The 22,613-nt window shown below is 62.6% G+C and carries 21 protein-coding genes and 1 tRNA gene; 12 read left to right on the top strand and 10 right to left on the bottom strand.

Annotated features, from left to right (window positions below):
* Positions 1–9: 9 nt before the first annotated feature.
* Complete coding sequence (locus D6201_RS00990; protein WP_120047012.1) at positions 10–2,778, bottom strand: TonB-dependent receptor; 2,769 nt, start codon at positions 2,776–2,778, stop codon at positions 10–12.
* A gap of 296 nt (positions 2,779–3,074) precedes the next feature.
* Between D6201_RS00990 and D6201_RS00985 the strand changes: the two genes are divergently transcribed.
* The 4 genes from D6201_RS00985 (at position 3,075) to D6201_RS00970 (ending at position 8,471) form a co-directional block, all read left to right on the top strand.
* Positions 3,075–4,109 carry a LacI family DNA-binding transcriptional regulator gene (locus D6201_RS00985; RefSeq protein ID WP_120047011.1) on the top strand — a complete coding sequence of 345 codons (1,035 nt, stop codon included), beginning with the start codon at positions 3,075–3,077 and terminating at the stop codon, positions 4,107–4,109.
* Between the two features lie 130 nt (positions 4,110–4,239).
* Positions 4,240–5,811: an MFS transporter gene (locus tag D6201_RS00980; RefSeq protein WP_422664688.1), complete on the top strand. Its 1,572-nt coding sequence runs from the start codon at positions 4,240–4,242 to the stop codon at positions 5,809–5,811.
* Positions 5,804–7,186: an alpha-amylase family glycosyl hydrolase gene (locus D6201_RS00975; RefSeq protein ID WP_120047010.1), complete on the top strand. Its 1,383-nt coding sequence runs from the start codon at positions 5,804–5,806 to the stop codon at positions 7,184–7,186. Before D6201_RS00980 ends, D6201_RS00975 begins: the two co-directional genes overlap by 8 nt.
* A 43-nt stretch (positions 7,187–7,229) precedes the next feature.
* Positions 7,230–8,471: an acyl-CoA dehydrogenase family protein gene (locus D6201_RS00970; RefSeq protein ID WP_120047009.1), complete on the top strand. Its 1,242-nt coding sequence runs from the start codon at positions 7,230–7,232 to the stop codon at positions 8,469–8,471.
* On the opposite strand, the gene D6201_RS00965 is transcribed toward D6201_RS00970, so the two are convergent.
* From D6201_RS00965 to D6201_RS00955, 3 genes are read right to left on the bottom strand one after another with little or no spacing between them, the layout of a single operon-like run.
* On the bottom strand, positions 8,468–9,253 hold the full coding sequence (locus D6201_RS00965) for an SDR family oxidoreductase (RefSeq protein WP_120047008.1): 786 nt from the start codon (positions 9,251–9,253) through the stop codon (positions 8,468–8,470). The genes D6201_RS00970 and D6201_RS00965 overlap by 4 nt on opposite strands.
* Positions 9,254–9,263: 10 nt before the next feature.
* Positions 9,264–10,283, bottom strand: coding sequence for a phosphotransferase family protein (locus D6201_RS00960; RefSeq protein WP_422664712.1), 1,020 nt, complete (start codon positions 10,281–10,283; stop codon positions 9,264–9,266).
* A 48-nt stretch (positions 10,284–10,331) separates the two neighbouring features.
* On the bottom strand, positions 10,332–10,958 hold the full coding sequence (locus D6201_RS00955) for a TetR/AcrR family transcriptional regulator (RefSeq protein WP_120047006.1): 627 nt from the start codon (positions 10,956–10,958) through the stop codon (positions 10,332–10,334).
* A gap of 96 nt (positions 10,959–11,054) precedes the next feature.
* Here D6201_RS00955 and D6201_RS00950 point away from each other — a divergent pair, with 96 nt between their 5' ends.
* From D6201_RS00950 to D6201_RS00935, 4 genes are read left to right on the top strand one after another with little or no spacing between them, the layout of a single operon-like run.
* Positions 11,055–12,191, top strand: a complete 1,137-nt coding sequence (locus D6201_RS00950; RefSeq protein WP_120047005.1) for an ABC transporter permease — start codon at positions 11,055–11,057, stop codon at positions 12,189–12,191.
* Positions 12,188–12,907 carry an ABC transporter ATP-binding protein gene (locus D6201_RS00945; RefSeq protein ID WP_199798169.1) on the top strand — a complete coding sequence of 240 codons (720 nt, stop codon included), beginning with the start codon at positions 12,188–12,190 and terminating at the stop codon, positions 12,905–12,907. Before D6201_RS00950 ends, D6201_RS00945 begins: the two co-directional genes overlap by 4 nt.
* A complete protein-coding gene (locus tag D6201_RS00940; protein WP_120047004.1) occupies positions 12,907–13,938 on the top strand; it encodes an efflux RND transporter periplasmic adaptor subunit in 1,032 nt (343 codons plus the stop codon). Before D6201_RS00945 ends, D6201_RS00940 begins: the two co-directional genes overlap by 1 nt.
* On the top strand, positions 13,935–15,332 hold the full coding sequence (locus tag D6201_RS00935; protein ID WP_242447378.1) for an efflux transporter outer membrane subunit: 1,398 nt from the start codon (positions 13,935–13,937) through the stop codon (positions 15,330–15,332). The genes D6201_RS00940 and D6201_RS00935 overlap by 4 nt, the downstream gene beginning before the upstream one ends.
* On the opposite strand, the gene D6201_RS00930 is transcribed toward D6201_RS00935, so the two are convergent.
* Positions 15,250–15,792, bottom strand: coding sequence for a glycosyltransferase family protein (locus D6201_RS00930; protein ID WP_120047003.1), 543 nt, complete (start codon positions 15,790–15,792; stop codon positions 15,250–15,252). The genes D6201_RS00935 and D6201_RS00930 overlap by 83 nt on opposite strands.
* Positions 15,793–15,899: 107 nt before the next feature.
* Between D6201_RS00930 and D6201_RS00925 the strand changes: the two genes are divergently transcribed.
* On the top strand, positions 15,900–16,172 hold the full coding sequence (locus tag D6201_RS00925; RefSeq protein WP_133303915.1) for a hypothetical protein: 273 nt from the start codon (positions 15,900–15,902) through the stop codon (positions 16,170–16,172).
* A 4-nt stretch (positions 16,173–16,176) separates the two neighbouring features.
* Here D6201_RS00925 and D6201_RS00920 read toward each other — a convergent pair.
* A tRNA-Ser gene (locus tag D6201_RS00920) sits at positions 16,177–16,267 on the bottom strand.
* 163 nt (positions 16,268–16,430) lie between these two features.
* Here D6201_RS00920 and hspQ point away from each other — a divergent pair.
* Complete coding sequence (gene hspQ / locus D6201_RS00915; RefSeq protein WP_120047001.1) at positions 16,431–16,811, top strand: heat shock protein HspQ; 381 nt, start codon at positions 16,431–16,433, stop codon at positions 16,809–16,811.
* Between the two features lie 3 nt (positions 16,812–16,814).
* Here hspQ and D6201_RS00910 read toward each other — a convergent pair whose 3' ends face one another.
* Positions 16,815–17,714: an ABC transporter permease gene (locus D6201_RS00910; protein WP_120047000.1), complete on the bottom strand. Its 900-nt coding sequence runs from the start codon at positions 17,712–17,714 to the stop codon at positions 16,815–16,817.
* A gap of 84 nt (positions 17,715–17,798) precedes the next feature.
* Here D6201_RS00910 and D6201_RS00905 point away from each other — a divergent pair, with 84 nt between their 5' ends.
* On the top strand, positions 17,799–18,473 hold the full coding sequence (locus D6201_RS00905) for a GcrA family cell cycle regulator (protein WP_120046999.1): 675 nt from the start codon (positions 17,799–17,801) through the stop codon (positions 18,471–18,473).
* Between the two features lie 138 nt (positions 18,474–18,611).
* On the top strand, positions 18,612–19,130 hold the full coding sequence (locus D6201_RS00900) for a DUF1993 family protein (protein ID WP_120046998.1): 519 nt from the start codon (positions 18,612–18,614) through the stop codon (positions 19,128–19,130).
* Between the two features lie 3 nt (positions 19,131–19,133).
* Here D6201_RS00900 and D6201_RS00895 read toward each other — a convergent pair whose 3' ends face one another.
* The 3 genes from D6201_RS00895 to rpsO all read right to left on the bottom strand — a co-directional run bounded on the left by D6201_RS00895 (position 19,134) and on the right by rpsO (position 22,613).
* Entirely contained in the window at positions 19,134–19,817 is a 684-nt protein-coding gene (locus D6201_RS00895) for a polyamine aminopropyltransferase (RefSeq protein ID WP_120046997.1), read from the bottom strand.
* A 67-nt stretch (positions 19,818–19,884) separates the two neighbouring features.
* Complete coding sequence (pnp, locus tag D6201_RS00890) at positions 19,885–22,173, bottom strand: polyribonucleotide nucleotidyltransferase (RefSeq protein WP_120046996.1); 2,289 nt, start codon at positions 22,171–22,173, stop codon at positions 19,885–19,887.
* 170 nt (positions 22,174–22,343) lie between these two features.
* The gene (gene rpsO / locus D6201_RS00885) at positions 22,344–22,613 is read right to left on the bottom strand and encodes a 30S ribosomal protein S15 (protein ID WP_120046995.1); all 270 of its coding nucleotides are present in this window, start codon (positions 22,611–22,613) and stop codon (positions 22,344–22,346) included.

Here is a 22,613-nt window from a genome sequence, read left to right as displayed (position 1 = left end):
CAAGGCCCGTCAGAAGCGGTAGGTGAACCCGGCCAGGAAACGGCGACCGTATTCCTGATTGTCGATCACTGCCTCGTCCACGGGAACGTCGAATTGCGAAACGAACGGCTGGTTCGTCAGGTTCTGGCCCTGCAGATAGACCGAGAGGCCTTCCAGCGCACCGGCATCCCAGTCGTAACCGATCTGCGCGTCGACGATCGTTTCACCTCGCGCGATACGGCGCGTGGGCGATCCGCCGAAGCCGGTGAAGTCGGCCAGGAACTGCGAACGGTACCGGACGCTGGAGCGGGCGTTGAAACCTGCGCGCTCGAAATAGACGGTGCCGTTGGCAACCCACTTCGAATAGCCGGGAATCTGATCGGCGTTCCCGTTCGCATCCTCGACCTCGGTTTCGGTATAACCCACACCGCCGGTAAAGCCGAAGCCCTCAAGGGCGGGGGTCACGATATCAAACGGGATCGTTGCCGAAAGCTCCGCACCGTAGAAGCCGCCGCCGCCGGTGTTCACTTCGGAATCGAGGAAGCCGATCGTGGTGGCGGGCGGCAATCCGGCCGGAACCGGCAGCCCGTCATAATCGAAGATTGCACGGTCGCCGTCGATGTAGCTGACGATGTCCTTGGCGAAGAGCTGCAGCGCAATCACGCCCGACCCGTTGGCAAAATACTTCTCGACATTCAGGTCGAGAGCATTGGCGCGATAGGGACGCAGGAGCGGGTTGCCGCCACCGCCGCTGATGAATGGAATGAGGCCGGTCGGGCTTTCACCGCGATTGTTGTTGATGCCGTATCCGATCGCAGCACGCAGATCGTCCAGCTGCGGACGCTGAATCTGGCGCGAGAAGGCGAAGCGGAACACCCAGTCGCTATCGAAACGCAGCGAGATGTTCGCGCTCGGCAGCACATCCCAGAACGTATCGCCAAGCACGACCGGCGTCTGCACACCGTTCGGGAAGGCGATGCCCGAGGATTCCTGATCGGTGCGAATAGCCTGGACGCCGACATTGCCCGTGGCCACACCGCCATCGAAATCGCGCTCGATGTCGAGCTGCACGTAGCCGGTCAGCAGCTTTTCCTCGATCGTGTAGGCCTTGGCCGGAATATCGTTCGATTCATTGCGCTCGAGCACCAGCAGACCGTCACTGATGATGTCGCGCGCATCATAGCTGACGACCGGGCCGAGGCCGAGATAGCCGAGATCCGTCGGCGTCAGCAGGCGATCGGCGGGAATGGGAATTTCTTCCGCGCCATCGGCCGGGATGATGAAGAACTCGTCCGGCGTCAGGCTCTTGCTGCGATCGGTGTAGGCAAGACCCACGCTGATGGCTTCGAACACATCGCCGCCCAGTTCGTAGGTAAGGCCGGCACGATATTGCATCAGCTCGTCTTCGAGGATGCGATTGTTGAAGTAGCCCGCCTGGATGCGGTCACCACCCCAACCGAGCGGGTCGGTCAGGAAGATCAGGCTCGGATCGGAATAATCGAGCGTCGGCGAGAAGCTCGTGCCTTGGTCGTCAGAGAAGAACTGGATCGTGTCGTTCGCGCCTTCGAGACGGTTGTACTCGGTGCCCGAATAGCTTTCGAGGCTCAGCTCGTTGCGATCGGTGCGGGAGTAGCCGAAGTCCGCGAAAGCACTCAGGCCTTCGCCGCCATCCCAAGCCAGATTGATGCCGCCCGAATAGAGATCGGCACTGCGCTGGAAGATGTCGTTGCGAACGACGCCCTCGACGTTCTCGAAGGTGCCGGAAGTGGCGAATTCTCCGAAGGGCGTCTCGATCGTGGTCGCCGTGTCGGGGTCGAAAGTCGTGCCGAAGAAGCCACCGAAGGCAAGCGGAAGCTCAATGCCACGCTTGGTCGATTCATCGTCGAAGTTGGAATAGAAGCCATCCACCGTCAGCATCAGGGCAGGCGAGACTTCGAACTGCAGCGTGCCGTTCACACCGATCCGCTCCAGCTGGGTCGAAGTAACGAAGCTCTTGCTGCCGCCGATTACGAACGGATTGTCGGACTCCCCGCTTCCGGCATAGCCCCACGCGTTGAATTCCTGCAGCTGGTAGGGCTCATTGGTATAGGCCGCCGCGAGCGCGACGCCGATGCGATCGTCTGCGAATTGATCGACGAAGGTGGCATTGACGCGGTAGCCGAATTCGTTCGAACCGGCATTCAGTGCGCCGAGATCGGCGTACGAACCCTTCGCACCGATGGCGAGAACGCTTTCATCCGCTTCAAGCGGACGAATCGTGCGGATGTCGATCGTGCCGACGAGGCCCTGGCCCACGAGGCTGGCGGACGGGCTCTTGTAGACCACGACCTGGTTCACGACTTCCGAAGGATACTGGTCGAACTCGACGGCGCGGTTGTCACCGGTAGAGGTTTGCTCGCGGCCATTCAAAAGCGTCTGCGAGAAGTCAGGGCCGAGGCCGCGAATGGCGATCACGTTCGCGCGGCCGTTCAGGCGCTGCGAGGTGACGCCGGGCAGGCGGGCGATGCTTTCGCCGATCGAGTCGTCGGGCAGCTTGCCGATATCTTCCGCCGTAACGGATTCGAGGATCAGGTCGCTTTCGCGCTTTTCGTCGATCGCGGCATCAAGCGCGCCGCGGAAGCCGGAGACGATGATGACGTTCTCGTCCTGTGGATCGACTTCGCCATCATTGTTGGCTTCGTCATCCTGCTCGACCTCGACAGGCTGGGCCTGTGCAAAGGCTATGCCCGGCAGGGCGATGGCGGCGATGGCGAATGCGGTGGTGCTGGCACCGGCGCGCAGCGTATTGCGGAATGTCATACGGTGGTGTCCCCGATCAGGCGCTGCCGGGCCCGATACGGTCCCAAGCAACTATGTCCTCGTCCAAAACTCACGGGCTGACAGGTCGGACCCTGCGCCTCGCGTGCATTCATCTACCTGTCATATTTGCCGACGCGGAAGAGAGCATACGTATACGCAAATGCCGCTCAGCGACCGCGTGGTGAGGAAATGTCACACTTTCAAACCCGCCCTTCGGCCCGTGTTGGCAAGCGCTCCCTGCATCTTTACACAAGTGTAAGCCGCTCGGATGAGGAGCCCGGGCGGCGGGAGATGATATGGGACGCGCCCCGAGCGGTCGGCCGACCAGTTTCGACATTGCCTACAAGGCTGGTGTGTCCCAGCCGACCGTCAGCCGCGCCCTTCGCGGGGACAAATCCGTTAGCGAAAAGACGCGCGAACGCATCAAGCAAATCGCCCGCGACCTCAACTACACCGTCGATAAGAACGCCTCCTCGCTGCGCTCCCAGCGCTCGAACACCATTGCCCTGCTCTTCTTCGAGGATCCCACGCCCGACGAAAGCATGATCAATCCGTTCTTTCTTTCCATGCTGGGCAGTATCACCCGTGCGTGCGCCGCGCGCGGGCTGGACCTGCTGATTTCCTTCCAGCGGATGGAGGACGACTGGCACACGCAATATCAGGACAGTCACCGCGCCGACGGACTCATCCTTCTCGGCTATGGTGATTACACGCTCTACGAAGCGCGGCTGAAGGAATTGCAGCGGCAAGGCACGCATTTCGCGCGCTGGGGATCGGTCACGAGCGACCATTCCGGCTCCACCATCGGATCGGACAATTACGGGGCGGGCTGCCTGGCGGGCGAACATCTGATCGCGCAGGGTCGGCGCAAGATCGCTTTCCTCGGCCATGCCGACGGGCATTACCCCGAATTTCACCAGCGCTATCGTGGTTTGCGAAAGGCGCTTGGCGAAGCGGGCCTTTCGATCGACACCACGCTCCAGCGCGATGCCATTACGACCGAGGAGGCGGGCCACGCCGCAATGGCGGACCTGATCGCCAGCGACGCCGAATTCGACGCGCTTTTCGCAGCCAGCGATCTAATCGCCATCGGCGCGATGCGTGCGCTGGCGGAGGCTGGCCTGAGCATACCGGGAGACGTCGCCGTGATCGGCTTCGACGATATCCCCGCCGCCAGCTTCACCAATCCGCCGCTCACCACGATCATGCAGGACATCAAAGGTGCCGGAGACCGGTTGGTGGAAACGCTGCTGGCCAAGGTCGAGGGGCGCGACGCGCCGGACAATCGCCTGCCCACCCGGCTGATCAAGCGGGCCAGCACAGGCCTCTGACAGCGACGAAGCGACCCTCACGTATTCGTATGCAACTTGTGAGGCTGCACCAATCGTGCCAGCCTTCGATCTTGAGCGTGAGAAGGCGAAGATCCTCCGCGCGTCGGGATTGTTGGGCAGAGGACTTTCTATGGCATCGGTTCAGGGCGTAGCGCCCGCAAATACACCTGTCGGCACTCCGGCGCGCAAGCCGCATATGGGCGCGGGCGGTCTTGCCAATATCAGCTTCGGCTTTTTCGGCATCCAGATCGGCTTCGTGCTCCAGAACGGCAATATGAGCCGCATTTTCCAGACGCTGGGCGCGGAGATGGGCGATCTTGCGATTCTTTGGGTCGCAGCACCGCTGACCGGCCTGATCGTTCAGCCGATCATCGGCCACCTTTCCGACAACACCTGGAATCGCTTCGGTCGCCGACGCCCCTATTTCATGACCGGAGCGCTGCTCGCCGCGATTTCGCTCATCCTGATGCCGCTCGCCCCGACCTTCGCCGCGCCGCTGCTTTTTGCCGCCGCGCTGCTGTGGGTGCTCGATGCCAGTCTCAACATCGCGATGGAGCCGTTTCGCGCATTCGTGGGCGACATGCTCGACAAATCGCAACACTCGACGGGTTATGCGGTGCAGACCGCCTTTATCGGCGCGGGCGCGGTCGTGGCGGCGATCTTCCCGTGGCTGCTCGAACAGTTCGGCGTCAGCAATGTCGCCGCCGCAGGGGAAATCCCCGCGACCGTGCGCTGGAGCTTCTGGGCAGGCGCGGTGGCGTTGTTCTGCGCCATCGGCTGGACAGTGTTGACCACGAAGGAATATTCGCCCGAGCAGATGGCTGCGTTCGAAGCCGAGCGCGAGGTCGAGCAATCGGCAGGTGTCGATGCGCTGGCGGCCAAATCATACGCCGGCCCGATCGCCTGGCTTGCCGCAGGCTTGCTGGTGGCGCTGAGCGTCGAGCCGCTGGGCCTGGAAAAGGAAATCTATCTGCTTGGCGGATTGCTGGCAACTTACGGTGTCCTCTCCGCGCTGGGGATTTCCATGGCGAAGCAGGGCAGGAAAGCGAACATGCTCTCCAGCATCGTGGGCGACTTCTCCGGCATGCCGGACACGATGAAGCGGCTGGCGCTGGTGCAGTTCTTCAGCTGGTCCGCGCTCTTCATTATGTGGATCTATTCCGGCCCGATCGTCTCGCAATATTTCTACGGCAGCGCCGACCCTACCACGTCCGCCTACAATGAAGGCGCGAATTGGTGGAACCTGATCTACACGGTGCAGAACGGTGTCGCTGCCGTTGCCGCATTGTTGCTGCTTCCCCTGATGTCGAAGAAGATCGGCAAGGCGCGCACGCACATGACCTGCCTGCTGCTCGGTGCGGCGGGCTTTCTCGGCTATTTCTTGCTGCGCGATCCGAACCTACTGATCGTTTGCGAGATACTGAAAGGCATCGCGTGGGCCTCCATCCTCGCCATGCCATACGCCATTCTCGCCAGCAGTCTGCCGCAGAAAAAGCTCGGCATTTTCATGGGGCTGTTCAACGTCTTTATCGTCGTTCCGCAGCTGCTCGTCGCCACGGTGATGGGCAGTGTGATGAATGCCTTTTTCCCCGGCGAACCGATCTGGACGATGCTGTTCGCTGCCGCCGCCTGGACCCTTGCCGCTTTCGCCATGCTGCGCGTGACGGTGCCCGGCGAAGCCACGGAGACTGCCAATGCGTAACCTTGCCCTGACCGCCCTCGCCGCCGCCCTGCTCGCCGCGCCCGCTGCCGCGCAGAGCGATCCATGGCAGCCGCAGCCTTACGTCCAGATCGAGCATCCGGACTGGAGCCGCGATGCCGTGCTCTACCAGATCAACACGCGCCATTTCACGCCGGAGGGTACTTTCGCTGCCGCTGAAGAAGAGCTCCCGCGCCTGCGCGAATTGGGCGTCGACATCTTGTGGCTGATGCCGATCCACCCGATCGGCGAGGTCAATCGCAAAGGCACGCTCGGCAGTCCGTATTCGGTGCAGGACTATTATGCGGTGAACCCGGAATTCGGCACAGAGGCCGACTTCCGCAGCTTCATGGAAGCGGCGCACGCGCAGGGCTTCAAGGTCATCCTCGATCTCGTCGCCAACCACACTGCCTGGGACAATGCCCTCGCGAGCGAGCATCCCGATTGGTACGAGAAAACGTGGGATGGCAATTTCCGCCCCACGCCGTGGTGGGACTGGTCCGACATCATCGATCTCGACTGGACGAAGCCGGGCGTGCGCCAGCATGTGGGCGAGGCGATGGAATACTGGGTTCGCGAATTTGGCGTGGACGGATATCGCGCCGACGTTGCCGGCTATGTCCCGGTCGATTTCTGGGAGACGATGCGCGCCAGACTCGACGCGATCCGCCCCGTTTTCATGCTCGGCGAAGTGCAGGAAACCGCCTTCCACCGCGCCGCCTTCGACGCAACCTATGCCTGGGACTGGCACAACACCTCCAAGAACATCGCGCAGGGCAATGGCAATGCCACCAGCTGGTATGGCTATTACGCCGAGAATGAGAGCCTGTGGCCGCGCGAAGCCATGCGCATGACCTATATCGAGAACCACGACAGCAATGCGTGGGAAGGCACGATATACGAGAACTACGGGCCCGCGCTCGATGCGATGACGGCCCTCAGCTTCACCGGCGAAGGCCTGCCGCTGATCCATAACGGGATGGAAGCGTGCAATGCAAAGCGCCTCGAATTTTTCGAGCGCGATCCAATCGACTGGGACCAGAACCCAGACTGCCGCTATGGCGAACTGCTCGTGGACCTGATCGATTTCCGAAAAGCCAATCCCGCGCTGGAAAACGGCCAGTGGGGCGCGGTGATGCAGCAGGTGGTGACCGACCAGCCGCAGCAGATGTTTGCCTGGGTGCGGCAGGAGGAAGGCAACAAGGTGGTCGGCCTGTTCAACTTCTCCGCCGAACCGGTAACAGCGACGCTCAGCGATGGCCTTGCAGCCGGAAGCTATAGCGAATTTCGCAGCGATGCGCCGGTGACGCTGGCAACGGGCGACAAAGTCACCTTGCCCGCCTGGGGCTTCCGCCTTCTATCCGCGGGCGGCGAATAGCGCGCCGATTGCCTTTGCCCGGCCACGATGCCATCACGCGAACGTGAATTTCGAACTCAGCGAAAAGCAGCGCGCGATGCGCGACCGGGTCAAGGCGTTCATGGAGCGCGAGGTCCGGCCGCGGCAAGATGATTTCCACGCGCAAGTTGCCGAAGGCGACCGCTGGGATGCGCTTCCTCTGATCGACGAGTTGAAGGATAAAGCCCGCAGCGAAGGCCTGTGGAACCTGTTCATGCCGCCCTGGGACGGGGACGATCCGTCCGATGACGGTTTCGAATTCGAAGGCGAGCAGCTCACCAATCTCGAATATGCGCTCTGCGCGGAAGAGATGGGCCGCGTCGAATGGGCGAGCGAGGTCTTCAACTGCTCCGCGCCCGACACCGGCAATATGGAAGTGCTGCTGCGCTACGGCTCGCGCGAGCAGAAGGAGCAATGGCTCGCCCCGCTGATGCGCGGCGAGATCCGCTCCGCCTTCCTTATGACGGAGCCCGATATCGCCTCCTCCGATGCGACAAACATTTCATGCTCTATTCTGCGCGACGGCAATGAATATGTGGTCGATGGGCGCAAGTGGTGGAGCACCGGCGCGGGCGATCCGCGCTGCAAGCTCGCCATCGTGATGGGAAAGTCCGATCCCGAAGGCTCGCGCCACGGTAGCCAATCGATGATCCTCGTCCCGCTCGATGCCGAGGGCGTTACGAAAGAGCGGATGCTCACTGTTTACGGTTACGATCATGCGCCGCATGGCCATGCCGAGTTCACGCTCGAAAAGGTGCGCCTGCCAGCATCGAACATCCTGCTCGGCGAAGGGCGCGGGTTCGAGATCGCGCAGGGACGGCTCGGTCCGGGACGGATCCATCACTGCATGCGCACGATCGGGGTGGCGGAGGAAGCGCTCGAAGCGATGTGCCGCCGCCTCACCAGCCGCAGCGCCTTCGGCAAGCCGATCTACAAGCATTCCGTCTGGGAAGAGCGCGTCGCGCACGCCAGGATCGAGATTGAGATGTGTCGCCTGCTCTGCCTGAAGGCCGCCGACGTGATGGACCGTGCAGGCAACAAGGCCGCAAAGACCGAGATCGCGATGATCAAGGTGCAGGCACCGAGCATGGCGCTCACGATCATCGACGATGCCATCCAGGCGCATGGCGGCGCGGGCGTGAGCCAGGACACGTTTCTTGCCGGGGCGTGGGCAAGCCTCAGAACGCTGCGGCTGGCCGACGGTCCGGACGAGGTCCATGCCCGCACCATCGCGCGCCACGAATTCGGGAAATATCTCGAAGGCTAGAAAACGCCGCCTATGCCGGTCGTCATGCCGCCATCGACCACCATCATCTGCCCCGTCATCCATGCGCCGGCCGGGCTGGCGAGATAGACGGCAGCACCCGCAATGTCGCGCGGTTCGCCCAACCGCTTCAGAGGCGTCGCGGCAGCGGTCGCTTCGTGCAGCTTGGGATTTTCCCAGAGAGCCTTGGCGAAATCCGTCTTCACCACGCCCGGCGCGATGGCGTTGACGCGGATATTGTCCGGCCCCGCCTCCAGCGCGTAATTCCGCACGAGCTGGAAATCCGCCGCCTTGGAAATGTTGTAGGCCCCGATCGTGGTCGAACCGCGAAGCCCCCCGATGGACGAAACGATGATGATCGCGCCATCTTTCCTCGCCCGCATGTCTGGCAGCGTCATCTGAATCAGCCAGTGATTGGAGAGGACATTGTTATCGAGGATCTTGCGGAAGGCTTCGTCATCGATGCCGTCCATCGAGCCGTAATAGGGGTTGCTGCCCGCATTGCAGACGAGAATGTCGATAGGTCCGAGCTGGTCACACGTCCGGTTGACGAGATCCTCCAGGGCCGCCTTGTCTGAAATGCTCGCGGCGACTGCGATGGCGCTGCCTTCGCCATGCTCGGCATTGATGGCTTCGGCGACTTCCTCGCAGCTCTTCTGCTTGCGACTGGAGATTACGACGCGCGCGCCGCGTGCTGCCATTTCCTCCGCAATCGCGCGGCCGATCCCGCGAGACGAGCCGGTGATCACGGCCACTCTGTCGGTGAGATCGAACAGGTCGGACATCCTAAGCCTCCTATGCGCCTGCCCGCTTGGCGAAGCCCCAGGCGGCCTGCGCAAGCGGCTCGACAAGAGCGGCCTTCTGCTCCGCATCCGCACCGGAAGCGTTGCCGTCCGCGATGCGCTTGCGAATGCCCTGGAGAATGCCGACCAACCTGAACAGATTGTAAGCGAAATACCAGTTGAGATCGGGCAGGTCGCTGCGCCCCATACGCTCGCAATAGCGGGCCGAAATCTCCTCGAGCGTCGGAATGCCGAGCTCGGCCAAGTCGTAACCGCCCAATTGCGCACCGCCATATTCTTTCGGCATCGCCCAGTTCATCGCGAGATAGGCAAAGTCGGCGAGCGGATCGCCGAGCGTCGACAGCTCCCAATCGATAATGGCGAGGGCGTCGGTGTCGTCCTTCGCAAAAATCAAATTGTCGATGCGGTAGTCACCATGAATGACGGAGACGCCCTGTTGCGGCGGCAGCGTTTCGGGCAACCATTCAATCAGCCGCTCGACCTCCGCGAGCTCGCCGGTCTGCGCCGCACGGTACTGCTTGGTCCAGCGCCTCACCTGCCGCTCGAAATAATTGCCCGGCGCGCCGTAATCGGAAAGGCCGACGCTGTCCGGATCGACCGAATGCAGATCCGCGAGCGCATCGATCATGCTGCGATAAATACCCCTGCGCTCTTCGCGGGTGCATTCGGGCAGGCCACCGTTCCAGAATGTGCGGCCTTCTACCATCTCCATGACGTAGAACGGCGCGCCGATGACGGCATCGTCCTCACAAAGCGCCAGCGTTTTCGGCACCGGAACCGGCGTTTGCTCCAGCGCCGAGATGACCCGATATTCGCGGTCGACAGCATGGGCCGATGGCAAGGTCGGGCCGAAGGGCTTGCGGCGCAGCACGATGTCGCCCTTCCCCGTGGTGACGCGATAGGTAGGGTTTGACTGGCCGCCCTTGAACTTCTCCACGCGCGCGATGTCGCGATGCTCGGGGGCTTCCGTGGCCAGCCATTCGGCGAACTTCGCGGTGTCGAAATCGGGAATGTCACTCATCGCCTGCGACCATGTTGGAAGCGCCGCGCGATGGCAAGCTCACGCATTGCCATAGGCGCGGCAGAACACTTTAACCGCCCCCGCGATCCGCTCGGCATCGCGCTTCTCGTCCCTCGGCATGCCGAAGCGGCGGTCCAGATCGCCCATGCCCTTGCACATCGCGGCAAATTGCTCGGCCGCGAGTTCGGGATCGTCGACCGCGATTTCGCCCGCATCGTTCATGGCTTTCAGCAATTCGGTAAAGCCGCGCTTCATGCGATGCGGCCCGGCGGCGAGAAACGCCTCGCCAATAGCAGGATCGCGCTCAGTCTCGGCGGCGATACGGCGTTCGAATTGCACCATTTCCGGGCGAGAGAGAAAAGCGGACATGGCCTCCCCGATGGCGGTCAGCCTGTCGCGAAGGTTCGCACCTTCGAGATTCTCGATGCTGAAATGCCCGCGCATCCGCTCGCATTCAGCTTCGACCGCAGCTGCAAAGAGCTCCGGCTTGCCACCGAAATGGTTGTAGATCGTCACCTTGGACACACCCGCTGCCGACGCGATCTGCTCGATCGAGGAGGCGGCATAGCCATGCTCGAAAAAGCTGCGCACCGCTGCCGCGACGATTGCCGCACGCTTCGCCGTATCGGCGGGGCGACCGGGGCGCGAGGCGGATGGGGTTGACAAAGTGAACGGCTCCGTTCAATTAAACGATACCGTTCAAGAATGGCGCTTGCGACTCGAAAGTGCAAGTCCTCCCGGCAGCAGAAGGTTCCCCCACCAATGCAATGGATCGCGATCCGGATGCTAACCGGCGACAAACAGAAGTTTTACGGGCTGGTGTTCGGTATCGCGTTTTCAACCCTGCTCATCACCCAGCAGCTGACGATCTTCGTCAATCTGATCGAACGCGGGGCAAGCGCGGTCTACAACGTACCGAGCGCCGAAGTCTGGGTGATGGACGAGGTCAGCCGTACGACCGATGTGAACTTCCCCATGCCCTCAACCGCGCTGGACGCGGTGCGCTCCGTGCCCGGCGTCGAGTGGGCGGTGCCGCATCTGCGCGCCGGGGCGAGCGTGCGTACGCAGGATGGCGACCTCGAAGGCGTCAGTGTGATCGGCGTTGACGATGCGACGCTGATCGGCCTGCCCAGCCGGATGCTGGAGGGCGACACCAGCGTCCTTTCCATGCCGGACAGCGTTATCATCGACGATGTCGGTGCGCTTCGAATGTTCGAAAACGGGGCGGACCCGATCGGCGAACGGCTTGAGCTGAACGATCAGCGCGCGGTCATCCGTGGTATTTCGGACGCCATCCCCAGCTTCACCAGCCAGGTGACCCTCTACACCAAATATTCGCGCGCGCTGAATTATGTGCCGGGCACCCGCAACAGGATGAGCTTCGTGCTGGTCGGCGCATCGGATGGCGTTACGGCGGAGGAGCTGACGCAGCGCATCGAGGATCAGACGGGACTGCGCGCTCGCACGCGGGATCAGTTCGCTCGTGACGGGGTCGATTTCATCATCCAGAATACGGGCATTCCGCTCAATTTCGGGATCACCGTGGCGCTCGGCTTCATTGTCGGCATCGCTATCGTAGGGCTGACTTTCAGCCTCTTCATCCGTGACAATATCAAGCAGTTCGGTGCGCTCAAAGCGATCGGCGTCACCAATTCCAAGATCCGCGGCATGGTCGCCTCGCAAGCCGGACTGGTCGGCTTGATCGGCTACGGCCTCGGCGTGCTCGGCACGGTATTCTTCATCTGGGGCTTTTCAAGCGATCCGACGTTCAAGGGCTTCTACATCCCGTGGCAGGTTCCGCTGATCAGCCTGATCGCGGTGACGCTGATCCTCGCGCTGACGGGCTGGCTGGCGCTGCGCAACGTCCTGAAGACCGAGCCTGCGGCGGTGTTCCGATGAACGGCATGAACGGCAACGGGGCCGCCATCACCACGCGCGGGGTTACGCGCGATTTCCAGGCGGGCCAGCAGACCATCACCGTGCTGCACGGCATCGATCTGGATATTCGTGCGGGCGAGCTGACCTATCTCGTGGGCGAGAGCGGTTCGGGCAAGACAACGCTGATTTCGATTATGTGCGGCATTCTCTGGCCGACCGAAGGCGAAGTCGAAGTGTTTGGAACCGACATATACGACTTGTCCGACACGGAACTGGTCGAATTCCGGCTCCAGAATATCGGTTTCATCTTCCAGCAGTACAATCTCATCCCCTCCATCGATGCGGCCAGCAACGCGGCCGTTCCGCTGATCGCGCGCGGGATGGATCGCGGCGAAGCGCGAGAACGCGCGGTCGCGATGATGGAGAAGCTCAATATCGGCGATCAGGTCGACAAGCTTCCGAGCCAGCTTTCGGGCGGCCAGCAGCAGCGCGTCGCTATTTCGCGCGCGCTCGTCCACGAACCGCGCCTAGTGGTCTGCGACGAGCCGACCGCCGCGCTGGATGCCAATTCCGGCCGCAGGGTGATGGACCTGCTGCGCGAAGTCGCCGTGGCGGAAGACCGCGCCTGCATCATCGTCACCCATGACAACCGCGTTTTCGATCTCGCCGACCGTATCCTCGTGCTCGAAGACGGCAAGATCACCCATGACGGCAAGCAGATGCCGGAGGACCACTAATGTCTTTGCTCCCAGAAAATTTCAGCTTCGCTCGCAAGGGGCTGCCGATCCTGGCGATTGTCGGCCTCGTCGCCGCTGCGCTTTTCATCTTCTTCGGCATGCCGGAGCGCGACCTGGAAGAGCCGGAGCGCGATCCACCGCGGGCAACCGGCGATCTTGCCGATGAACCGCGTGTGGCCGGTGCGGGCGTGGTCGAACCGTCCAGCGAGACGATCGAGGTCGGCACTGCGCTGGCGGGGCTGGTGACAGAAGTGTTCGTGCAGCCGGGCGATTATGTCGAGCGAGGTCAGCCGCTCTTCACCGTCGACCAGCGCGCCATCCGCAGCCGCATTCGCGAAACCGGTGCGGCGGTACAGGAAGCGCGCGCTGCCTTGGCCGAAGCCCAGGCGTCCATCGCCGAAGCGCGGGCTGCCGAGAACACCGCCTCGCGCCAGCTCGCGCTCTATCGCGACGTCGATGATCCGGCCGCCGTAAGCCGTGCCGAGGTCATCCGCGCAGAAGGCGATGCCAGCGCCGCGCGCGAACGCCGCCAGTTGGCCGAGTCCCGTCTGTCGGCTGCCCGGGCCCGTCTCGAAAGCGCTCAGGCACAGGTCGGAACCGCTCAGACCGAGCTCGGACGCGCAACGGTGCGGGCACCGATCACGGGTGAAATTCTCGCAGTGAATATCCGCCCGGGCGAATTTCTTTCCACGGGCGGTGGCGGTGGCAATGCCGAAAGCTTCATCGAGATGGGGCAGACGCGGCCGCTCTATATCCGCATCGATGTCGATGAGGAGCAAGCCCCCCGCGTCGACCTTGGCGAGCCAGCGCTAGTCTCCCCACGCGGCGCGGCAGAGCGGCAGGTGCGCGCAACATTCGTGCGGGCCGAACCGCAGGTCGTGCCCAAGACGTCTCTTACTAACAGCGCCAGCGAGCGGGTCGACGTCCGCGTGCTTCAGATCATTTATGAGCTCCCCGAGGCCGATGGGCTGTTCCGGGTCGGCCAGCAGGTCGACGCCTTCATTCCCGCCACGAACGGGGCGGACGAATGATGCGGCGCGCCGCGTCCCTGTTGCCCGCGCTGGCGCTTGGCGCCTGTGTCGCCGGGCCCCCGCCCGAAATCGCAACGCCGACGCCGGTGCTGCCGGAAAGCTTCGCTTATGCGCCGGATGCCGCAACGGGTACCGCGCTCGCCGCGCTGCTGCCGACAGGCGACCCTGCATATGAGGATCTCGCCGCGCTGGCCCTATCCGATGCACCGACGCTGGCGCAGGCCGTCGCGCGGATCGAAGCGGCCCGCGCCGGAGCACGCCGTGCCGGGGCGGAGCGTCTACCGAACGTCACCGCCGATGCATCCATTGTCGGATCGCGAACCAATCCCGACCAATTCGGCGGCGGCCTGCCGCCCGGCATCTCCATCGACACGGAGCGCGTGCAATATGCCGCAAATATCTCGGCAAGCTGGGATCCCGACCTGTTCGGTCGCATTCGCGCGCAGGAGGAAGCCGCACTCGCGCGCGTAACTGCCGCCACTTTCGACGCAGAAGCCGTGCGCAATGCGCTGCTGGCCGAGATAGCTACATCCGTCATCGACTGGCGTACGTTGGCCGAGCGACAGGCCGCGCTGGAGGAGGACCTTGCTGCTGCCGAAGAACTCACCCGACTGGCGGGCGTGCGCGAAGACGCGGGCATTTCACCCGGCTTCGACCGTGTGCGCGCAGAAAGTGCCGCCGAAGCCAGCCGGAGCCGCATTGCCGCACTTGCGAGCGAGCGCGCCCGGCTGACTGGACGCCTCGTCACGCTGACCGCTCTACCCGCGCACCGCGTGCTCGACACATTGCGCCAGCCCGCCCCGCTGCCCGCCCAGCCTGCGCCACCTGCGGCCCTGCCGAGCACCTTGCTGTCCGACAGGCCGGACGTACTCGCCGCCGCAGCCAGTCTCGCCGCCGAGGATGCAGAGCTCGCAGCCACCGCTGCGCAGCGTTTCCCGCGTTTCACGCTGTCCGCCGTGCTCGGCCTGCTGTCCTTCGATCTAGGCGATTTGTTCGATGAGGACGCGATTGTCGGCTCCGTAGGCGGCAGCCTACTTGCGCCCCTCCTCGATTTCGGGCGTATCGAAGCCGAAATCGATGGCGCAGCAGCAGAGAAGCGGCTGGCTTTCGCGCAATATCGCGATGCCGTCTTCACCGCACTCGGCGATGCGGAGACCGCTTATGGCTTGGTCGCCGCCGCCGATCGTGAACTTGCGGCGGCAGAGCGCGAATTCGAGACTGCCGAGCGTGCCGCGCGGCTCGCCGATACGCGCTACCGCGCAGGTCTCTCCGATTTCCTCACCGTCTTGGAAGCGCGCCGGTCTGCCGACGCTAGCGGCGAACGCGCCGCCGCCGCCCGAGGCCGCTCGGCCCGGGCTCGCGTACTTCTGTGGCGTGCTCTGGGGGGTGGGTAAGTGCCCGCTCATTCAGCGCGACGAGCCGTTCGTCCACGCGGCTGAGCATCCCGGTGTCGAAGAGCTTTCGTAGAGCGTAATCACGCGCGCGCTTGGCGTGGAAGGCGATTGCGGGATTTGCCTCGCCCGCCTTTACCGGCTCGTCGGCGAGCTTCGCATGCACCGCTATACGCTGCGCCTCGATCGGACCGGGAATGCCCTCGAACCGCGCGAAGACATCACGATCGACCAGGAATTCACGTGCACGTCTCTGTTTCGATCGCGGTCCGCAGCTGATGGAATTCGCGTGAATGCGATAGCCGGACATGACGCGCGGATCGAACCGGATGGCGCCATGCTGAGACACCAGCAGAAAGATCCCCTGATCGCCTGCATGAACCGTGTCGAACCAGCTGGGAAACAGCAGCGCTTCACGCCGGAAACAGAAGCTCGAGCCTTGGACGTAATTGTTGTCCAGCATGGTGCGCGCATCGAGATCGACCGGCGCATCCGCTTTCCGGCCGGACTGTATTGCGCCTTCGTCAGGGGTTGCACACGCTCCCCGTCGGCAGACATCAGGAAGGCGTCATGCGCTGTTCCCGCATATGCGGGATTGGCGTAGAGAAAGTCCGCCTGGCGCTGCAGTTTGAGCGGATCGATCCAAACATCGTCCCCGTCCAGCAGGGCGACATAATCACACTCGCAGGACGACAGGTTGGTGATGTTGTTGACCCGACCGGCAATGCCGCCGGGATGTTCGGGCTGGAAATTGAGAACGACGCGATCGGGATATTTGCGGCAATGGGCGCTGAACCACGCGAAAGGGGATCAAATCCTTATCTTTCGCAATCACTAACTTGATGAGTGGCGGAGAGGGAGGGATTCGAACCCTCGGAACCCCAGAAGGGCTCAACGGTTTTCGAGACCGCCCCGTTCGACCACTCCGGCACCTCTCCGCGAGATGAGCGTGCGGGCAAGCCCGCTTGGCCTGTTGGGAGCGCGGCGGTTAGCGGATGGCTTTTGCGTTGCCAAGACCCTGTTTGCGCGAACTAGGACGAAAACCGGTGATTTGCTAGACGTTCAGCTTGTTGAAGTGCGTCGGGTGCCTATATTTCACCTATGGATCGCACCGAGTTCTATTCATCCCAGGCGGGCCGCATCGTCGATGCCCCGCGTAGCTCGCGCGCACGTTTCGCCATCGGGGATGTGGTGACGCACAAGCGTCACGATTTTCGCGGCGTGGTTTTCGATATCGACCCGGTCTACGCCAATTCGGAAGAATGGTACGAGCAAATCCCCGAAGGCCAGCGGCCGCGACGGGATCAGCCGTTTTATCACCTTCTCGCCGAAAACGACGAGAGTTCCTACGTCGCATATGTCAGCCAGCAGAACCTGCTGATGGACCGCGACGGAGGTCCGATCGATCACCCACAGGTCGCGCAGCTGTTCGAAGAATTCCGTGGCGGGCGGTATCGACTTCGGCGCGCCCTCACGCACTGATACTCAACTCTTGATCTTCCAGCCGCTGCGCAGAACGCGGTAGGTCACGAAGGCGAGCACGATGTTGAGAGCGCCCACTCCGACGGCCGCGCCCAGAACGGCTTCGTTGGTGTTGCCGATATCGCTTTCGCCCAGGAATCCGTATCGGAACCCGGAGATCATGTAGAAGAACGGGTTTGCTCGGCTGATCGCCTGAAAAAATGGTGCGAGGTTCGAGATGACATAGAACGTCCCCGAAAGCAGGCTTAACGGCGCGACAATGAAGTTGGTGATGGCGGCGTTATGATCGAATTTCTCCGCCCAGATGCTGGCCAGAAAGCCGAACAGCGCCAGCATCAGCGCCCCCATCAAGCCGAACCAGACGATTGCCCAGGGATGCACGATGTTCAGCGTGACTCCGGGATAGAGCCACATGGCAAGAGCGACCGCTCCGCCGACAAGCACGGCGCGGGTCATCGCCGCGGCGACAATGCCCAGCATGAGTTCGGCATTTGAAAGCGGCGGCATCAGCAGATCGATGATAGTGCCCTGCATCTTGCCCGCCAGCAGGCTGAAGCTGGAATTGGCGAAAGCGTTCTGCATCATCCCCATCATAATGAGGCCCGGCGCGACAAATGTGCCGAATGGAACGCCCAGCACTTCGCGCCCCTCTCGCCCTAGTGCGACGGTGAAAATAACCAGAAACAGGAGCGTGGTAACCGCAGGTGCCCAGATCGTCTGCGTCTGCACCTTGAGAAAGCGGCGGATCTCCTTAATATAAAGACTCCACAGTCCGATCCGGTTGAAGCCGGTGATCTGGGGCTCTCCCTTTGGCGGGAAAATGCGACCGGCCTTCGCGTCGGTATCGACGAAATCGGCGGGACCACGCGCCCCGGCGGCTGGATCATTCGCTTGTTCTGCCATACGGGCGCGCCTATCTGGAGCGGAGCGGGCTGGCAAGAATATCGGCGCATCCCGCGCATCGCAGAATAGGGCACGAAAACGCAAATGAGCTGGACCGACGAACGCATCGCGACATTGAAGAAGATGTGGGAAGGCGGATCGACCGCCAGCCAGATCGCGGAAGAGCTCGGAGGTGTCTCTCGCAATGCCGTCATCGGAAAGGCGCATCGCCTCGGGCTGAAAGCCCGGCCGAGCCCGGTGAAAGCGAAGGAAAAGACAAAGACACCCGCCAAGAAAAAGGTGGCAGCGCCGCCCAGGCCAGTTGCGAAGAAGGCGGCCAAGCCCGCTGCGCCCAAGCCGGCGCCCGCGCCGAGCCCCAAGCCTGCCGCGCCGACAGGGGGCGCGAATGCCAGCCAGCCGATTCCAAACAGGCAGGAAGGGCTGCCCAAAATCGTATCTTACGGCCCCGGTGGGTTCCTGCGGCAGGGTCCGGGCGATCAGCAGCCGCCGATCCCGCCCGCTCCGCCGCGCCGGCTGGTTCCCGCCAAGCCGAGCCCTGACATCGCCGACAAGACCAGCCTGCTAGACCTGAACGACCGGGTGTGTCGCTGGCCGATGGGTCATCCGGGTGAGCCCGACTTCCATTTCTGCGGCGAGAAGGTGAACCCGGGCTTCCCTTATTGTGTCGAGCACTGCGGCCGGGCTTACCAGGCGCAGCTGCCTCGCGGTGCGCGCCGCCCCCCTCCCCCCCTTCCCTTTGGCGGGCCGCGCGTTCGCTGATAATTGCATTGGAAAGGCCCGTGTCGAAAGGCGCGGGCCTTTTTCATTCGAAGTGGCGCGCCCCGGCGCTTGAACCAAGTGCGATACGCTGGCAGCACAATTGCCGCGGTCGCACGCATATGCAGGAGCCAACCCGCCATGTCCGTCTCGCTCTACGAAGCCACGATCCCGACGATGATCCAGATCCTCCAGGCAGGCCAAGGCTGGGTGGAGAAGGCGAAGGAGTGCGGAATTTCCGAAGAGGAACTGGCGGACAGTCGGCTGATCGAGGACATGCTTCCCTTCGGTTATCAGATCAAAAGCATGATCGCGCACTCGGTCGGTGCTGTGGAGGGGGTTCGCAAGGGTCTGTTCTCGCCCGATCTCGACCCGTGGGCGGACAAGCTAGAACAGATGCGGCTCAATCTCGGTGCTGCCGAAAACACGCTCCGCGCGCTCTCCAAGGGAGAGATCGACAGCTTCGTGGGAGGCGAAACGCGCTTCGTTTTCGAGAAGGCAAAGATCGATCGGCCCTATGCCAGCGAAGATTTTCTGCTGAGTTTCAGCCAGCCCAATTTCTTTTTCCATGCGACAACGGCCTACGCCATCTTGCGAAGCAAGGGAGTGAAGCTGGGGAAGGGCGATTTCCTCGGCCAGTCGCGCGCATTGCCGCAATAGGCGCTATCTGACCCGGCGAGCGAACCAGATCGTGTGATGCGGGCCCTTATTGTTGGGTCTCGCCCGGACGGTCTGCACATCGACCTTGAGCCCCGCATCCTTCAACCGCCCCGTGAATTTGTGATCCGGCGCTGCGGACCAGATCGACAGCACCCCGCCGACATTCAGCGCATCGCGCATGCGGGCGATGCCAGTGCGGGTGTAGAGCCGCTCGTTCCCGTCGCGCACGATGCCATCGGGCCCGTTGTCTACGTCCATCAGGATTGCATCGTAGCGCGGCGTGGTGCCGTCGACCGCATCGTCCACCAGCGCCGCGACATCTGCCAGCACGACCCGGCCACGGGGATCATCCAACGTATCGCCGGTCAAATGGGTTAGCGGACCCCTCGCCCAATCGAGGATTTCAGGTACCACTTCGGCAACCACGACTTCGCCGCCATCGGGCAGGCCGGATAATGCCGCGCGGAAGGTAAAGCCCATGCCGTAGCCACCGATCAGAACGCGCGGTGTCGGCGCTTCCAGACGTTGCAGCGTCAGGCGCGCGAGCTGCTCTTCGCTGAACTGCATGCGCGTGCCCATCAGCTCGTCCCGGCCGAGCATGATGATGAAGTCGCGCCCGTGGCTGACCAGCGTCAGCGTGTCGCCGCCGGGAATTTTCGCCGTTGCCAGCGTTTCGCGTGGAAGCATCGTCTTCGCTCCAAGACAAAAGGGCCGCGATTGCTCGCGGCCCTCTCGATTAGCAGATTTGGAAGGATCAGTCCTTCAGGAAGTCGGGAAGGTCGTTGCCGCCGCCACCGTTTCCTCCGTCACGGTCGCCGCCACGGCCACCGCGATCGCCACCGCGACCACGACCACCGCCGCCACCGCGCGGGCCACGACGATCACCGCCACGGCCGCCGCCGCTACCGGAGCGCGGCTCACGCGGGGGACGGGTGTCCTCCAGCTCTTCACCGGTTTCCTGGTCGACAACGCGCATCGACAGACGGACCTTGCCGCGCTGGTCGATCTCAAGGACCTTGACCTTAACTTCCTGTCCTTCGGACACCACGTCGGTCGGCTTCTCCACGCGCTCGTTCTTCATTTCAGAGACGTGGACGAGGCCGTCCTTGCCGCCCATGAAGTTCACGAATGCACCGAAGTCGACGATGTTAACGACCTTGCCGTTGTAGATCTTGCCAACTTCCGCCTCTTCGACGATGCCTTCGATCCACTTCTTCGCGGCCTCGATCTCGTCGGAATTGGAAGAGCTGATCTTGATCGTGCCTTCGTCATCGATATCGACCTTGGCACCGGTTTCGGCGACGATCTCGCGGATCACCTTGCCGCCCGTTCCGATGACATCGCGGATCTTCGACTTGTCGATCTGCATCGTCTCAATGCGCGGAGCGTGCTTGGACACTTCACCGCGGGCACCGGACAGCGCCTTGGTCATTTCGCCAAGGATATGCGCGCGGCCGGCCTTCGCCTGCTCGAGCGCCTTGGTCATGATTTCCTGCGTGATGCCGGCAACCTTGATGTCCATCTGCAGCGAGGTGATACCCGCCTCGGAACCCGCGACCTTGAAGTCCATGTCGCCCAGGTGATCCTCGTCACCCAGAATGTCCGACAGAACGGCGAAGTCGTCGCCTTCGAGGATCAGGCCCATGGCGATGCCCGAAACCGGGCGCTCGATCGGAACGCCGGCATCCATCATCGACAGACAGCCACCGCACACCGTCGCCATTGAGGACGAGCCGTTGGACTCGGTGATGTCCGACAGGATGCGGATCGTGTACGGAAAATCTTCATGCGTCGGCAGCACCGGGTGCAGCGCGCGCCAGGCAAGCTTGCCGTGGCCGGTTTCGCGTCGGCTGGTGAAGCCGAAGCGGCCCACTTCGCCGACCGAATAGGGCGGGAAGTTATAGTGCAGCATGAAGTGGTTGTACGACAGTCCTTCCAGACCGTCGATCATCTGCTCGGCATCCTTGGTGCCCAGCGTGGTGGTGCAGATCGCCTGCGTCTCACCGCGGGTGAACAGGGCCGAACCATGCGTGCGCGGCAAGAGGCCGACCATCGCTTCGATCGGGCGAACCTGATCGAGCTTACGCCCGTCGATGCGGGTGCCGTCCTTGATGATTGCGCCGCGGACGATTTCCGATTCCAGCTTCTTGATGATCTTGTTGGCGGCAGATTGCGTCTGGCCATCCTCATCTTCGTACTTCGCCTTCACCTTTTCGCGAGCGGCATCGATACGATCGCGACGCTCCGACTTGTCGGTGATCTTGTAGGCAGCGGCGATATCGTCGCCGATGAGGGCTCGGATATCGTCCTTCATGCCGGACAGGTCGTCGGCCTGCTCGATTTCCCACGGATCCTTGGCAGCCTGTTCGGCCAGATCGATGATGGCACCGATGACCTTGCGGCTTTCCTCATGCGCGAACATGACGGCGCCGAGCATTTCCTCTTCGGTCAGCTCCTTGGCTTCGGACTCGACCATCATGACCGCGTCCTGCGTGGCGGCGACGACGAGGTCGAGGCGACCTTGTTCACCAAGTGCATCCGCGACTGAAGGATTGAGAACGTATTCGCCGTCGCTGAATCCAACACGTGCTGCGCCGATCGGGCCCATGAAAGGCAGGCCGGAAATCGTGAGCGCGGCAGAAGCGGCGATCATGGCGACGATATCGGGCTCGGTCTCACCGTCGTAGGAAAGAACCTGTGCGATTACGTTGATTTCGTTGTAAAAACCTTCCGGGAAGAGCGGCCGCACCGGGCGGTCGATCAGGCGGGAGGTCAGCGTTTCCTTCTCCGTCGCGCGGCCTTCGCGCTTGAAGAAGCCGCCCGGGATACGGCCCGCGGCGGAGAATTTTTCCTGGTAGTGCACGGTCAGCGGGAAGAAGTCCTGCCCTTCGCGAACACTCTTGGCGGCGGTCACGGCGCACAGCACCACGGTTTCGCCATAGGTGGCCAGCACGGCGCCGTCTGCCTGACGGGCGATCTGGCCGGTTTCGAGGGTGAGGGTCTTTCCGCCCCACTCGATCGATACGGTTTTCTTGTCGAACATATTTATCCTTCTGAACCCGCGACGCCTGATTGCGATGCGGGGCCTGCATTATCCGGGAAATCCGGCCCGGTCCGGTGCGGGGCCTGTCTAGCCCCCAAGCCCCTTCACCGAATTGCGAAGGATGCCAGATGTGCGAAGGGCGGCCCATCGAGCCGCCCTTCACGAAACTCTTACTTACGAAGACCCAGCTTCTGGATCAGGTCGTTGTAGCGGCCCAGATCCTTCTTCTTCAGATAGGCCAGCAAACTGCGACGCTTGTTGACCATCTTGAGCAGACCACGACGGGAATGGTTGTCCTTGTGGTGATCCTTGAAGTGCTCGGTCAGGTTGCGGATACGCTCTGTCAGGATGGCGACCTGTACTTCCGGCGAACCGGTGTCGCCCTTTCCGACGGCGTTGTCCTTGATGATTTCGGTTTTCTTTTCGGCGGTTACCGACAT

This window comes from Aurantiacibacter aquimixticola (assembly GCF_003605475.1).
Lineage (GTDB): Bacteria > Pseudomonadota > Alphaproteobacteria > Sphingomonadales > Sphingomonadaceae > Alteraurantiacibacter > Alteraurantiacibacter aquimixticola_B.
This window is presented reverse-complemented; position numbering and strand designations above follow the sequence as displayed.